Below are 13,467 nucleotides of genomic sequence, written 5' to 3'. Positions count from 1 at the left end.
GAATTGTTATTTGTTAATTTTGGACGTTCGTTGTTTCGCGCATGTTATTTGTAAGCGTCTAAATAGTCGACAACAAGTCTGTCAATCGTGCCATCTTGCTTTAACCGTTTTAAATGTCGGTTGAACTGCGTAATGAAGTCTTGCTTATAGGGGTAGAGCTCAGGCTGTTGGTTGGTAAACCCTAAGTAACCTTGCTCGGTACTCACGACAGAGCCGAGTTTTAATTGCCAATCTCGGTCAATCTGGCCATCTTTGATCATTTGATTGATGTACCATCGAATAGAGATTCGGTCATTGATGTAACAATCGGTGCGTCGTTTGTACAGATTTAGCAAGCTGGCTTCATTTCCTTTCGACGGCCGCAGTGTCAACTTCTCTTGAGACACCGCATCCCAGAATGCTTGCCCACCCAATGCAAAACCCTCGTTAATACCAATCGTTAACCCCAGATAATCGTCAGGCCAGTTAGTAAGTTGACGATCCGCCACCTTATCAGGGCGGCAAAACACGACGACTTGCTCATCGAGAATCGGCTCTGAGTAGGGCGATATATAGAATCTTTGATTAGCGTAGTAATAGGGCGGATAAAGCGCAAAGCCTTTGCCTAATTCCAACATTTTTAACCCCCGCTTCCAAGGGAGAGGTTTGATTTTGACGTCGTAAGCCTCCATTTGGGCGAAAATGGTTTGGAGTATTTCGGTGTAGATGCCCTTTGCTTCTCCATTGATCGCGTAGCTGTATGGCGGGTAGGAGTCGTCCGCATACACAGTGACAGGTGTAGGTGGCTCGTATGCATTGGCATAGCTTGACCATAGGGCAATAGCGGCGATTAGCCATCGAAACACATTGATACCTTTGGAGTTAGAACACTTATTAGTAACTTTAGTTTATTTCTATACTTATTGGCATTAGACTCTCCGAATTGACAAAACACACTACAGAGTTCGTTATGACTGAAGAGTACCAAGAAGGCGAAGAGATCGAGATTGAAGCGATTGGTATCGAAGTGTCTTCTCATCCCATTGAGTTATATAAGGTATTCAAAATCGCTAACTTGGTTGGCGGTGGTGGAGAAGCAAAACACCTCATTGCCGAAGGATATGTCGCTGTTAACGGTGAATTGGAAACACGAAAACGTCGCAAAATGTATGATGGTGACTTTTTTGAGTTCAATCAGGAATATTACGTTGTCGTTTGTGATGCGCCAGTGACAGAGCTAGAAGAGAAAGCGGTAAAATCAAAGGCCAAAGAGCGCTCAAACGCCAAGCAACCTAAGCGCGACAAGCGTTCTTCGTCGTCTAAAAAGGGCAAGTCGAAAAAGAGTAGTGAAGCGAAGGGTAAGGAATCTAAACCATCGCAAGGCAAAAAAAACAACGGCCGATCTTCTATCGATTTCTTCTAACTAAAAGCTGGGGCTATGGTCCCAGCGCTCTTTTTCTCTTCTCACTTTTCTTCCTATCCTCTTAATACAAACGCCAACTTCCTCCGCTTCAACTGATTACAAGACCATCACTTAGCCACATTTCTATGATTTGAATAGTGACAATAATACAAATCTAAATGATAATGCGTTGCATTAAAATATTAAGGATGGACAAAATGAAACGTAAAGTTGTGGCACTAGCACTGGCGATGACCGCTCTTAATGCGAATGCAAAAATCATCGAAATTGAACATGCACAAGGGAAAACAGCGTTAGAGAGCAAGCCCGAGCGTGTTGTGGTCATTGGATTGGGGCCTTTGGATACCGTTAAGGCGCTTGGCATTGAGCCGGTTGCAGTCTCGACAGTAAGTATGTTCCCTGACTATCTGTCACAATACCGAAGCGGTGAATTTGTCTCTGCAGGCAGCTTATTTGAACCAGATTTTGAGACTATCTACAGCCAAAAACCTGATTTGATCATCGTAGGCCCTCGTGGCGCCGAGAAATACAAAGAGCTTTCAGAAATTGCTCCAACCATTGTATATGCGCTAGATAAGAGCAAAGGGTACTGGGAAGCGACTCAGGAGGAGTGGCGCAAGTTAGGCGAAGTATTCGAGAAGCAAGATTTTGTTGAAGAGAAAATCGCGCAGGTAGATAAAGACTTCAAACAAGTTCAAAGCTACAACCAAACAAACAATGTTGATGCGCTGACAGTGATGAGTGCCGGTGGCAACATTACAACGTTTGGTGCCAAGTCACGTTTTGGCTCAATTTACAAAGATTTCGGGTTCTCCGAAACGGTGAAAGGCATCAAAGAGAGTCGACATGGTGATCTAATTTCTTATGAGTTTATTCGCGAACATAACCCATCAACCTTGCTGATCGTTGATAAAGATATCTTGATCAATAAAGGCAAAGGCAGCACGGTTCAGCGCGATTTTGAGAACGATTTGGTGAAGGCGACCAGTGCTTACCAAAATAAAAAAATGGCCTATTTAGACATCAACGCTTGGTACCTGTCTATCGCGGGCATGCGTGCGACTGAACAAATGTTGAGTGACGTTAAGTCGGCTACAGGCCTTAACTAATTATTGAGTAAGTATGAAGAACCTCAAGTTCACGCTTGAGGTTTTTTAGGTTCAAGAGGTTATAGACTTTTGAAGATGTTATCTTGGACGCTCTTGGTCTTGAGTGTCTTGTCTCTATTTGTTGGTATTGGTCAGCTTAATGTCGCACAACTGTTGGCTGGCGATCCGCAAAGTTGGGATCTGTTGTTTACCAGTCGAATTCCCCGTTTAGCGGCCGTGCTCTTAGCAGGAGCAGGCCTTAGTATCGCTGGTCTTATCATGCAGCAAATCAGCCAAAACCGATTTGCTTCTCCATCGACATCGGGAACGATTGAGTGCGCGATGTTAGGCTACGTTTTGAGTTTGGTTTTGTTTGGCAACGGCAACCAACTTTGGCTGATATTTTCAGTTTCTATGCTAGGCACGCTGGCGTTCGTTCAGTTTATCAATCGTATTCAGTTTAAAAACGCGGTGTTTGTCCCTCTGGTTGGGATCATTTTTGGCAATGTGGTGCAATCGGTCGCGACGTTCTTCGCTTACAAATACGATGCAATCCAAAACTTGTCGAGCTGGGCTGTGGCCAATTTCGCTAACTTGTTGCAAGGCGATTACGAACTGCTCTATGTCGCGATTCCGTTTGCCATTTTCAGCTTATTGTACGCAACACGTATTTCAGCCGTGGGATTGGGAAAAGATTTTGCGGTCAACTTGGGCTTAAACTACCAGCAAGTGTTGGTTGTTGGGGTGTTGCTGGTTTCGGTCATGTCAGCATCTGTTGTGATGATTGTTGGTAAGCTCCCTTTTTTAGGATTGATTGTTCCTAACCTCGTGAGTCGTTTTTATGGCGACAACTTAAGGCGCAACATCCCCCTTACCGCGCTTCTTGGGGCGCTCATCGTTTTAGTCTGCGACCTGGCAGGACGTTTAATTATCTTCCCGTATGAGCTGCCGATTTCAAACATCATCAGCTTACTGGGTGGTGCAGTGTTCATTTACTTCATTCTACAAGGTGAGAAAAATGCACGATCGTCATAAGTTGTTTTGTTTGGCGTTGGTGTCTGTCGTCTTTGCTGGTCTCTTCATCGGTATTGGGCTTAACGCGGATAACTACGAGTACTTCTTGTCTCGCCGCGTACCAAAAGTTCTTGCGATGGTTATAGCGGGCGTCGCGATTGGTTTGTCTTCGCTTTCATTCCAGACCATTACCCACAACCGGATATTAACACCAAGTATCATGGGCTTTGACTCGCTCTACTTGTTCACCAAGGTTCTGATGGTGGTGATGTTTGGTGGGTTAAGCGGTATTGCGATGAACAGCTACTTCAACTTTGCTGTGTCAGTGACGGCTATGTTGGGCTTTTCTGTGCTGCTGTTTGGCTTCTACTTCCGTGGCGCGCGACAAAACTTGCTTGTGCTGTTGTTGCTCGGCGTCATCTTGGGGCAGGTTTTTGATAGTGGTTCATCATTTTTGATTATGCTCATGGACCCGAACGACTTTGCGACCGTTCAGGCAAACATGTTTGCGAGCTTCAACAACATCAATGTTGATTTGGTCTATTTGAGCGCGCCGTTACTGTGTTTCATTTCGTGGCGACTTTACACTCTTCATCGACTGCTGGACGTCTTCTGGCTTGATAAAGACAACGCCATCAGCTTAGGGGTCGATGTGAAGAGCGTGACCTTGCAGATCTTGCTGCTGTCTGCGGTTTTGATCTCGATCTCGACGGCATTGATCGGGCCTTTGCTATTCTTTGGCTTGCTCGTGACGAACTTAACCAGAGAAATGTTTACCAGTTATCGCCACAAAGTTCTGTTTGGTGCGGTGTCGCTGTTATCTATTGCTTCGCTGCTCGCTGGGCAATGGATTGTTGAGAATCTGTTTGGTTTTACGACGACGCTCAGTGTCGTGATTAACTTTGTCGGTGGTATGTACTTCTTGTCGATGCTGCTGCGCAATAAGATTATTTAGGTTGAATATGATTACTTTAAAAAGCCTTAACAAGGTATTTGGCCAATCTGCGGTTGTTGATAATGCGAGCGCCGAGTTTGAGAAAGGCAAAGTGACCGCAATCATTGGGCCAAATGGAGCGGGGAAGAGTACGCTTCTTTCTATGGCAAGCCGCCTAGTTTCTCGTGACTCAGGGGAAGTCTACATTGATTGCAAAGAGCTTTCTGATTGGGATAACAAAGAGTTAGCTAAACGACTTGCAGTGCTTCGCCAAGCTAACACCATTACGATGCGTTTTACCGTGCGTGAAATGGTCTCATTTGGTCGCTTCCCTTATTCACAGGGCAACCTAGATGACAACGACCAATCGGTGATCGATAAGGCGATCCGCTATTTGGATCTCGACTCTATTCAACACAAATACCTGGATGAATTGAGCGGCGGACAGCGTCAACTTGCTTTTATTGCGATGGTGATGGCACAAGATACCGACTACGTTTTTTTAGACGAGCCATTGAACAATCTAGACATCAAACACTCGTTACAGATTATGCGAAATGTCGGCAAGCTCGCCCATGAAATGAACAAAGCTGTTGTGGTTGTTATCCATGACATCAACTTCGCGGCTTGTTATTCGGATAAGATCATCGCGTTGAAAAAGGGAAAAGTGGTCGCGCAAGGCAGTGTTGAAGCAGTGATTCAAGCGGATATTCTTGAGAGTATCTACGAAACGCCGTTTAACATCGTTGAAGTGGATGGAAAGCGCATGTGTACCTACTACTAGCATCCAGAATTGAGTGAAGCCCCACTGGATGGCTTCACTCACTACAGCGTTTACTTTGTGAGATCCTCGATGATAGGGCATTTGCTCCCTTCATCACCTGGGCAAGTTGACACCCATTGCTTCAATTGCTTTTCAATCTCTTTGAGTTCGCGAAGTTTGATTTCAACTTCAAGGAGTTTTTCTTGTGCTTTCGCTTTGACTTCGCGGCTCTTTCTGTTTGGATTTTGCGCGAGTTCGACAAACTCTTTGCATTCGATTAGGGAAAATCCGGCGTTCTTAGCCCGCGAGATTAGGTTTAGCTCTTGAACATGCTGATCGCTGTACTCTCGGTATCCTGCATCGCTGCGACAAGGCGGCGTGATTAAGCCTTTTTCCTCGTATAAGCGAATAGATTTGCTCGACAAATTTGTCAGTTTAGCGACCGCACCTATGTTCATGTTTTCCTCACTCCTAATATCTGAGTGTTATCTCCGTTTGTCGTTAAAGATGTTTTACTACTTTTGCTGGTGGAACGCCAAACTCTTTTTTAAACGCATTGGTAAAGTTCGCAGGGTGGTTGTAGCCTGCCTCGTATGCGGCTTCTGTCACCGTCAGCACACCGCGTTCTAATCCAGTTTTGGCGACGTGAAGCCGTCTTTGGCGAATGTAGCTTTTCACGGTAACGCCTAACTCATCTTTAAAAACGCGCTGCAAGTTGGATGTACTCATTGAGAAACGTGCAGCCAAGACATCTAAGCTCATCGGCGCTTCGAGGTGGGTTTCAATAAAATGTAGAATCCGTTTAATGCGTTCAGATTGTGGTGCCTCTTTTGACGCAATGTGTCTTGACTCGCTTTGATCAACCAGCGTAAACATTTTTTGAATTAGCTGCAAAGATAGCGATTCAAGCTTTAGACTGCCCAATAATTCGGTAGGTTGCTCGCAACTGAGAATCCGATTAATGAGATTGAGCGTATCGCCATTAATGGGTTGTCTTAGGTAATTGAGATGAGTTTGAACAAATTGGCTTGGGCTCCCATTTTGATTAAGACGAGACTTAAGCCAAGAGGGTGAGATAACGATATTCACTTTGGTGAGTTGATTGTCTTTTTCAATACTGCGATGAAAGCTTACTGGATGTGTTAGGTTGACCATGACGACTTCAGCGCATCGCGCACCATCCAATTTAAACTCTAGATCGTCGTAGCCAAAAGTGAGCGTACCGTCTAAAACGATGGTCAAGATAACACAGGGTTTGATTGATGAGACCACGTGCGTGTTGACCAACTCATGACTGGTTCCACCATATAAGGTGAACGCTTCAGGCGCTTCGTAATTGAGGAGTTTTCCTTCAAGGATTGGAGAGTTGGTGAACCGAGTTTGGCTAAAGATTACCCTTCGATTGTTTTCAATGACAGTCTTTGTGAGCACCACCTTAGGGATAGAAGTGGGAGCGCGTGAACCAGGTTCCATGGTAGTGATTCCTCATAACTGTTATGCGATTTGGCATAACCGCAAATTCTTCTCGTTAATAAAAATGACACTTATCATACATGCGAATTGTTATCATTACCAACTAGGAATATTTCTCATGGGAAGGGTTAACCTCACACAATTAAAACCTACACTGGTTTACTGCGCTATAGCGGCTGCAATAAGCCAGCCTACGATCGCGCAAGAAACCAGTTACTTTGACGAAGTGTTAGTTTGGGGTACGAAAGTCTCGAGCAACACCGAATCAATTGGCGCGCAGGATATGTCACTGAAACAAGCTGATCATATGTCTGACTTGCTTCGAGACATTCCTGGTGTCGATGTGGGAGGAACTCACTCGGTCAATCAGCGAATTAATATTCGTGGTCTTGATGAAACGGATTTAGATATTCGTCTCGATGGTGCTTCTCAACATGCCAACATGTTCCACCATATTGGTAATTTGACGCTCAATCCTGACATTTTAAAGAGTGCCGATATTCAAGTAGGTAGTAATTCGGTGACGCAAAATGGACTGGGAGGCTCCGTCTATTTCGAGACCAAAGATGCGAAAGATCTTCTTCGCTACGATGAGCTCTACGGTGCCAGAGTTTATGGTGGGTATGCCAACAATGCTAGCCAACAAGGTTCATTGACAGCTTACGCGCTTCTCGGTGAGCGTATTGATGTAATGGTCTATGGTCACTATGTTCAACGTGATGACTTTGAAGATGGCCGAGGCGTTGAATCATTTGGCGTCGCAGGTGATACCTACAATGTGTTGGGTAAGGTTGGTTTTGAGCATTCAGAGCAACATCGTTTTGAGTTTGCTTACGATGTATATCGCGACAGTGGTGACTACAGCCCGAGGCCCGATTGGTCTGTCGATGCGATTAAATCACGCTCAAATGAAGAGTTAATCCCAACAAATTATGACCGCGATACATTGACGTTGTCATACCAGCTCACGGGTGATCAGCATCGCGGTAAGGCGTCGCTTTACAGTACTCGAACGGAGATTAAACGTGATGAATCTCAAATTAAAAGTCGTTGGCCTACCGACCGCCTATCAGTAAACACTGCAGAGAACAGAAACACAGGATTTAATGCCCAGTTCCAAAGCGATTATTCTCTGGCTGGAGTAAGCAGCACGCTGACTTACGGAACGGACTATATGAACAAAAACAGCAAAAGTACTTATGGTAGTCAAAACTACGCTGATGAAACCGCGATAAGTACGGCTGTATTTATGGAGAATCAATGGTTTTTCACTGATACCTTCTATATGACTGCTGGTCTCAGATTTGATGATTACCAAAGAGAAGCGGAAACGGGTAAAGAAGACTTTAATGGTGTGACATGGGCGTTAGCATCAGAATGGCAAGTTGCCACAGATTGGGCACTTTTTGCCAGTGTGAGAAGTCTATTTAAAGGCCCAGAACTGCTTGAGTCGTTCGTAAAGTACCAAGATGTTGCTCAGTTGGACGACGACATAAAGGCTGAAACTGGCTTAAACACGCAGGGCGGAGTGCGATTTAATAAGTTTATAGATGAGCATCATGTTGCGGCTAACCTAACCGTCTTCAAAACGACAATCGATGATTACATCATTGCGGCTTATGATGGATCAACGCGCGGATACCGGATCTTTAACCATGGTGACATGGAAATCAAAGGTTTTGAGTTAAGTACAACCTATGGGTATGAGAACTTTACGTCCAAGCTGTCTTACTCTCGCTCAGATAACAAAGATAAGACTAATGGGGGGCCAATTTTAAATACTCTAGGCCGCTCATCCCGAAGCACAGATGTCGGAGACAGCATCGCATTGACACTAGATTATCAAGCAGAGTCGATAGATACGATATTCGGCTGGACATCACAGTGGGTTAAAGAGGAAGACAACGTACAAGAGGGCACACCTGTTAAAGAAGGATATCATGTACACAACGTATACGCGCAGTGGATTCCATCAGATATCGATAATCTGTCAATTACTTTTGGCATCGACAATTTATTCGATACGGAATATGCATCTCATGCGTCTAAGACTGGCGTTGTTGGGGATATTACCGCCGATGATTACGAACCTGGCAGAAACGTGAAGCTTTCGGCGGCCTACCAATTTTAATTGACTGACTTTTCACAAGATATGTTTAGCTGCCTGGACGGGCAGCTTATATTCAACTGCCAATTTATTGAGAACCACAATGAAAAAAAAGACTACGATTTACTCTGAGCACGCCAGCAAATATCTAACGGTTCTGTGTCGTCACTTTTCAAGGAAAGTTGACGCAGTGTGGGATGAAGTGAGTGGCCATGTGACCTTTCCCATGGGAGAGGCAAGGATGCAAGTTGAGCCATCAAACTCCGCTCTCACCATTTATTGTTGTGCTGATGGGGAAGAAAAACTCCAAACCATCATGGCAATCATAGAATCCCATGTTCACCTTTTTGCTCGCCGTGAGCCCATTGAGCTAGTGTGGGAGCCCTAATTCGCTAGTTCATCAATCTGCGGCGGATTATGGTTTAGCGTCCATAAAATCGCGTCTTCTAGCGGCATTGCCGGACTGTAATAAAAACCCTGAATGTAATCGCAGCCATATTTATTTAAAATGTGCAAAATCTCTTGTTGTTCAACGCCTTCTGCAACCACGCTATAGCCTAGTCCATGTGCTAATGAGATCGCGTTAGACACTATAGAGCGGTTACGTTCATTTCTCTCTAATTGATATAAGAACGATCGGTCGATTTTGATTTGATCAACAGGAAGATCGCGCAGGAGTGACAGTGAAGAGTAGCCGGTACCAAAATCGTCCAAGCTTATTTTAAATCCAAGCGATTTCAATGCCTCTAGACGCTTCTCTGGGCTGCGTAATCGGTTAATTGCAGTGCTTTCTGTTATTTCCAACACAATAGAGTCAGTTAATGATGGTGTTCGTGTTGCTAAGGCAACGAGTTGATTTTCTAGGCTTCTACCCATGAGATCTTTCGCTGACAAGTTGACGTGCACAGGGCAGTGAATTCCGTGTTGATGAAACGCCTCAATATCTGCGACGACATGGTCAAGTAACCACTCGGTGATGGAGTTGATCTTATTGCTTTGCTCCGCGACGGGGATAAAATCAACCGGGCTGATGGTCGTCCCGTCGGGTTTGACCCAACGCATCAATGCTTCATACCCACAAACTAGGTTGAGTTTACTGCACACGATGGGTTGATAGTAAATTCTGAACTGTTGCTTCTCTAGCGCTTCATCAATGGCGCGTGAAATTTCCAGTTTTTGCCGAGCACCTTGATTCATGGAAGGATCGAACTTAGCGCTCTCCCTGCCACTGCGCTTCGCCCAATACATCGCCATATCAGCAGCGTTGATCACTTGCTCGGCATCTTTGCCTTGATCCGGGAATCGGCTGATGCCAACGATAGCACTGCTGGTGAGCTCGAAGCCATCGATAGAGAATGTCTTTTTAAGCTCAATGTTTATCGTATTCGCGAGTGACTGGATTGCTATATCATTCTGGTTAGGGCAAATGACAATAAACTCGTCACCACCAATTCTGGCAACAAAGTCGCCTCGAGTGATGTTGGAGGCAATGCGCTGGCCGATTTGCACCAACAACTGGTCACCACAAAAATGCCCCATACCATCATTGACTTGTTTAAAATTGACCACGTCAACCATCAAAAGATGGAAAGGTACTTGGTTATCGATTAAACAGTTAATGGTTTCAATACAGTGCTTTCTGTTAGGTAGAGAGGTTAGGGGATCATGAAGCGCGTTGTACTTTTCTTCTTCCGCTAGGTGGTGAAGTTTTTTGATGGTGTTGAGGCTAAAGGTGGTCACCATATAAACAAACACACTGCCTGAAAAGAGAATAATGGATAAGCCAAACACCACATTATTGACTTGTTGTGTCATCAGAAGAGACACCAATACAGATGTGTAACCAACCACAAACAAAGCTATTAATAGACTCAGTGCTCGCCAGCTTTTGTGTTTGGTTTTTGTGCAAATTTGGCGAGCTGGAACTAAACCAAACAGCAACAATATGATGCCAACAGTGATGAGAAGAACTGCTAATGTATACAAGTTGTCACCATTGTTTGTCTATTGACCTTTCGGGTTGCCTTAAAATCTGGTGTGCAAATGAAATCGTTTGCACTTATTTATTGTAGAACCCTCAGCACTGATTATAAAACTAACATTAAATTTTACCGTCGAATTAAATTGACAGTTGCTTTAGATCAACAAAAGTTATTTGTTTTGTTTAATTTAGCTAAAGAAAGTTGAAAGATTCAAAAAAAATTGAATAATGGTATTCATAACGATACAAGCATAGTGCTTTCAATACACGGTCTGAAACAGGATACATCCCTCATGTCAAATTCGTATGTGCTGGTTATTAACTCAGGTAGCTCATCACTTAAGTTTGCTGTTATCGATTCTAAGTCGGGAGACGCGATTGTCTCTGGTCTTGGTGAGTGCTTCGGTCTTCCAGAAGCCGTCATCAGCTGGAAATACAATGGTGAGAAAACGGAAGAAGCGATCACTGCCCCAGATAACCACCATCAACATGCCATCAACCGTATTGTTGCTTTGATGGAAACACTAGGCTTCACACAAGATTTAGTTGCTGTGGGACACCGTATCGTTCACGGTGGTGAGAAGTTCACTTCAACGGTTCGTATTAATGATGAAGTGCTCGCAGAAATTGAAAACCTGTCTGACTTGGCTCCGCTCCACAACCCAGCAGGCGCAAAAGGTATTCAAGCTGCAATGCAAGCATTCCCGAGCCTTCCTCAATTTGCTGTCTTTGATACTGCGTTCCACCAAACGATGCCGCAAAAGGCATTTACAGGTGCTATCTCGAACGAACTGTACAAAGAATACGGCATCCGTCGATACGGTTTCCACGGCACTAGCCATTACTTTGTTAGCCGCGAAGCAGCGAAAATGCTTAACAAACCTGTTGAAGATGCGAGCTTTATCTCTGTTCACTTGGGCAATGGCGCATCAGTGTGTGCGATCGAAAATGGTGAGTCAGTAGATACGTCTATGGGCTTCACACCGTTAGCTGGTCTAATGATGGGCACACGCTCTGGTGACCTAGATCCAGGTGTGATTGAGTTCCTAATCAAAAAAGGTTGGACGACAGAGCAAGTCTTCGAAACGTTGAATAAGAAATCAGGTTTCCTTGGTGTTTCCGGTCTAACGTCAGACGCACGTGGTATTTTAGAAGCGATGGAAGAAGGCCACGAGGGCGCTAAACTGGCGTTCGAAGTCTTTACTTACCGAGTGGCGAAGTACATTGGCTCTTACCTAATCCCACTTAGCAACCTAGATGCGATTATCTTTACCGGTGGTATCGGTGAAAACTCATTGCCGATTCGCCGCGAAATCTTAAACAACCTTAAGTTACTGGGCTTCGTTGAAGATGAAAAAGGCAACGAAGATGCACGTTTTGGTAACGCAGGTATCATCGCGAAGTCATCAATCCTTGATGCAGTGGCTATGGTTATCCCAACCAACGAAGAGTTTGTTATTGCTCAGCAGTCAGTAGAGCTACTGTAAAAAACTCATAGCGTTATTAGGAATATCTCACTGTCAGGCGAACCTTTTTGGTTCGCCTTTCTTGTTTTCAATAAACTTAAACCGGAATTAATATCCAATCAGGAAGCAAAGAACAAAGAAAGATGGCATTTAGGCACATCGTTTACCTGACAAATAGATGGAACTTAGCTGATCGTCTCACTGAGTTGCTGCGTACAGAAAGGCTAAAAAGGAATAAAATACTATGGCCTTCGTTTATGTCAGTATCGGCAGCAACATTAACCGCGAATATCACGTTACAGAATCTCTCAAAGCATTAAATCGACATTTTGCCCCCCTAGCTGTATCACATTGCTACGACTGCGAGCCCGTTGGTTTCGAGGGAGATAATTTTCTGAACCTAGTAGTTGGTTTCGATTGTGACCTTCCTGTTGCAAAGTTGGCTGAAGTTCTAAATCAAATCGAATTTGATAATGGTCGTCAGCGTGAGACTAAAGAATACGCTTCACGCACGCTAGACATCGATATCCTTCTTTACGGCGATAAAGTAGGAATCATTGACGGAGTAGAACTGCCACGAGGTGAGATCACCGAGTACGCGTTTGTTCTTCGCCCGCTAGTCGACTTAGCGCCTCAAGAGCGCCATCCAATCTTAGGCACTCCCTTTCAGCAGTTATGGGATAGCTTCGATCAGCAGAGCCAAAAGACTGACGTTATACCGTTCAAGGTTAGCTTACCTTCGGCCATTACAGTGCCTTCAAAATAACGAATGGCGTCTTAATCGCACGCACTTTATTGATCTTTTGTTACAACAAGCACGTACGTGACTTCACCTTCTAGGGAGAGAAACTGTCATGAATAACAACGCCATTATTACGATCACTAATCTCAGACTAAGAACCTTCATAGGTTTCAACGAAGAAGAGAAAACAAAGCAGCAAGATATTGTTATAAACGCAGAAATCCATTACCCCGCCAACAATCTCTGCCTCGCCGATGATGTAGATAACGCTCTCAACTACAAAAACATCTGCAAGACAATTATTCACCATGTCGAATCTGGCAGATTTCTGTTGTTGGAAAAACTGACCAGTGACGTACTCGGAATCTGCATTGACCACCCATGGGTGCAGTATGCGCAAGTAAGAATCGACAAACCTCATGCGTTACGTTTCGCTGACTCCGTATCGCTAACCTTGAGCTATCAAGCAGACCAAGATACTAATTCATAAGGATTGA

The 13,467-nt window shown here is 44.4% G+C and carries 14 protein-coding genes; 10 read left to right on the top strand and 4 right to left on the bottom strand.

The window, feature by feature from the left end:
• Positions 1 to 44: 44 nt before the first annotated feature.
• Positions 45 to 845, bottom strand: a complete 801-nt coding sequence (locus tag U9J37_RS15050; protein ID WP_322414194.1) for a substrate-binding periplasmic protein — start codon at positions 843 to 845, stop codon at positions 45 to 47.
• A 104-nt stretch (positions 846 to 949) separates the two neighbouring features.
• Between U9J37_RS15050 and U9J37_RS15045 the strand changes: the two genes are divergently transcribed.
• The 5 genes from U9J37_RS15045 (at position 950) to vctC (ending at position 5,222) form a co-directional block, all read left to right on the top strand.
• Positions 950 to 1,402, top strand: coding sequence for an RNA-binding S4 domain-containing protein (locus tag U9J37_RS15045; RefSeq protein ID WP_005476669.1), 453 nt, complete (start codon positions 950 to 952; stop codon positions 1,400 to 1,402).
• A 197-nt stretch (positions 1,403 to 1,599) separates the two neighbouring features.
• Complete coding sequence (locus tag U9J37_RS15040) at positions 1,600 to 2,511, top strand: siderophore ABC transporter substrate-binding protein (protein WP_038137209.1); 912 nt, start codon at positions 1,600 to 1,602, stop codon at positions 2,509 to 2,511.
• A gap of 69 nt (positions 2,512 to 2,580) precedes the next feature.
• Positions 2,581 to 3,525 carry an iron chelate uptake ABC transporter permease subunit VctD gene (gene vctD, locus U9J37_RS15035; RefSeq protein ID WP_039474356.1) on the top strand — a complete coding sequence of 315 codons (945 nt, stop codon included), beginning with the start codon at positions 2,581 to 2,583 and terminating at the stop codon, positions 3,523 to 3,525.
• Entirely contained in the window at positions 3,509 to 4,459 is a 951-nt protein-coding gene (gene vctG / locus U9J37_RS15030) for an iron chelate uptake ABC transporter permease subunit VctG (protein ID WP_005476674.1), read from the top strand. The genes vctD and vctG overlap by 17 nt, the downstream gene beginning before the upstream one ends.
• 7 nt (positions 4,460 to 4,466) lie before the next feature.
• Complete coding sequence (vctC, locus tag U9J37_RS15025; RefSeq protein ID WP_039474354.1) at positions 4,467 to 5,222, top strand: iron chelate ABC transporter ATP-binding protein VctC; 756 nt, start codon at positions 4,467 to 4,469, stop codon at positions 5,220 to 5,222.
• A gap of 50 nt (positions 5,223 to 5,272) precedes the next feature.
• Here the strand turns inward: vctC and cueR are convergent, their stop codons facing one another.
• Entirely contained in the window at positions 5,273 to 5,659 is a 387-nt protein-coding gene (cueR, locus tag U9J37_RS15020; RefSeq protein ID WP_005471406.1) for a Cu(I)-responsive transcriptional regulator, read from the bottom strand.
• Positions 5,660 to 5,702: 43 nt separating this feature from the next.
• Positions 5,703 to 6,674 (bottom strand): AraC family transcriptional regulator, encoded by a 972-nt coding sequence (locus tag U9J37_RS15015; RefSeq protein ID WP_043886786.1) that lies wholly within the window; start codon positions 6,672 to 6,674, stop codon positions 5,703 to 5,705.
• A 118-nt stretch (positions 6,675 to 6,792) separates the two neighbouring features.
• Here U9J37_RS15015 and U9J37_RS15010 point away from each other — a divergent pair, with 118 nt between their 5' ends.
• Both U9J37_RS15010 and U9J37_RS15005 read left to right on the top strand, forming a co-directional pair.
• Positions 6,793 to 8,805: a TonB-dependent siderophore receptor gene (locus tag U9J37_RS15010; RefSeq protein ID WP_322414193.1), complete on the top strand. Its 2,013-nt coding sequence runs from the start codon at positions 6,793 to 6,795 to the stop codon at positions 8,803 to 8,805.
• A gap of 79 nt (positions 8,806 to 8,884) precedes the next feature.
• Complete coding sequence (locus tag U9J37_RS15005) at positions 8,885 to 9,169, top strand: DUF2218 domain-containing protein (protein WP_043886788.1); 285 nt, start codon at positions 8,885 to 8,887, stop codon at positions 9,167 to 9,169.
• Here U9J37_RS15005 and U9J37_RS15000 read toward each other — a convergent pair.
• On the bottom strand, positions 9,166 to 10,767 hold the full coding sequence (locus U9J37_RS15000; RefSeq protein ID WP_005471276.1) for a putative bifunctional diguanylate cyclase/phosphodiesterase: 1,602 nt from the start codon (positions 10,765 to 10,767) through the stop codon (positions 9,166 to 9,168). The genes U9J37_RS15005 and U9J37_RS15000 overlap by 4 nt on opposite strands.
• A gap of 288 nt (positions 10,768 to 11,055) precedes the next feature.
• On the opposite strand from U9J37_RS15000, the gene U9J37_RS14995 reads away from it, so the two are divergent.
• The 3 genes from U9J37_RS14995 (at position 11,056) to folX (ending at position 13,460) form a co-directional block, all read left to right on the top strand.
• Positions 11,056 to 12,249: an acetate/propionate family kinase gene (locus U9J37_RS14995; RefSeq protein ID WP_005471330.1), complete on the top strand. Its 1,194-nt coding sequence runs from the start codon at positions 11,056 to 11,058 to the stop codon at positions 12,247 to 12,249.
• Positions 12,250 to 12,472: 223 nt separating this feature from the next.
• Entirely contained in the window at positions 12,473 to 12,994 is a 522-nt protein-coding gene (gene folK / locus U9J37_RS14990; protein WP_005471290.1) for a 2-amino-4-hydroxy-6-hydroxymethyldihydropteridine diphosphokinase, read from the top strand.
• An 88-nt stretch (positions 12,995 to 13,082) separates the two neighbouring features.
• Positions 13,083 to 13,460: a dihydroneopterin triphosphate 2'-epimerase gene (gene folX, locus U9J37_RS14985; RefSeq protein ID WP_043886789.1), complete on the top strand. Its 378-nt coding sequence runs from the start codon at positions 13,083 to 13,085 to the stop codon at positions 13,458 to 13,460.
• Positions 13,461 to 13,467: the final 7 nt, after the last annotated feature.

The sequence above is a fragment of the Vibrio sp. 16 genome (assembly GCF_963681195.1).
Classification (GTDB): domain Bacteria; phylum Pseudomonadota; class Gammaproteobacteria; order Enterobacterales; family Vibrionaceae; genus Vibrio; species Vibrio sinaloensis_D.
The sequence above is the reverse complement of the archived record's forward strand: the minus strand, read 5'-3'. Positions and strand labels throughout refer to the sequence as shown.

What these genes read in the sequence shown, in the direction of transcription:
- U9J37_RS15045 (WP_005476669.1), top strand. Translation starts at nt 950, where the DNA reads ATGACTGAAGAGTACCAAGAAGGCGAAGAGATCGAGATTGAAGCGATT.
- U9J37_RS15040 (WP_038137209.1), top strand. Translation starts at nt 1,600, where the DNA reads ATGAAACGTAAAGTTGTGGCACTAGCACTGGCGATGACCGCTCTTAAT.
- vctG (WP_005476674.1), top strand. Translation starts at nt 3,509, where the DNA reads ATGCACGATCGTCATAAGTTGTTTTGTTTGGCGTTGGTGTCTGTCGTC.
- vctC (WP_039474354.1), top strand. Translation starts at nt 4,467, where the DNA reads ATGATTACTTTAAAAAGCCTTAACAAGGTATTTGGCCAATCTGCGGTT.
- cueR (WP_005471406.1), bottom strand. Translation starts at nt 5,659, where the DNA reads ATGAACATAGGTGCGGTCGCTAAACTGACAAATTTGTCGAGCAAATCT.
- U9J37_RS15015 (WP_043886786.1), bottom strand. Translation starts at nt 6,674, where the DNA reads ATGGAACCTGGTTCACGCGCTCCCACTTCTATCCCTAAGGTGGTGCTC.
- U9J37_RS15010 (WP_322414193.1), top strand. Translation starts at nt 6,793, where the DNA reads ATGGGAAGGGTTAACCTCACACAATTAAAACCTACACTGGTTTACTGC.
- U9J37_RS15005 (WP_043886788.1), top strand. Translation starts at nt 8,885, where the DNA reads ATGAAAAAAAAGACTACGATTTACTCTGAGCACGCCAGCAAATATCTA.
- U9J37_RS14995 (WP_005471330.1), top strand. Translation starts at nt 11,056, where the DNA reads ATGTCAAATTCGTATGTGCTGGTTATTAACTCAGGTAGCTCATCACTT.
- folK (WP_005471290.1), top strand. Translation starts at nt 12,473, where the DNA reads ATGGCCTTCGTTTATGTCAGTATCGGCAGCAACATTAACCGCGAATAT.
- folX (WP_043886789.1), top strand. Translation starts at nt 13,083, where the DNA reads ATGAATAACAACGCCATTATTACGATCACTAATCTCAGACTAAGAACC.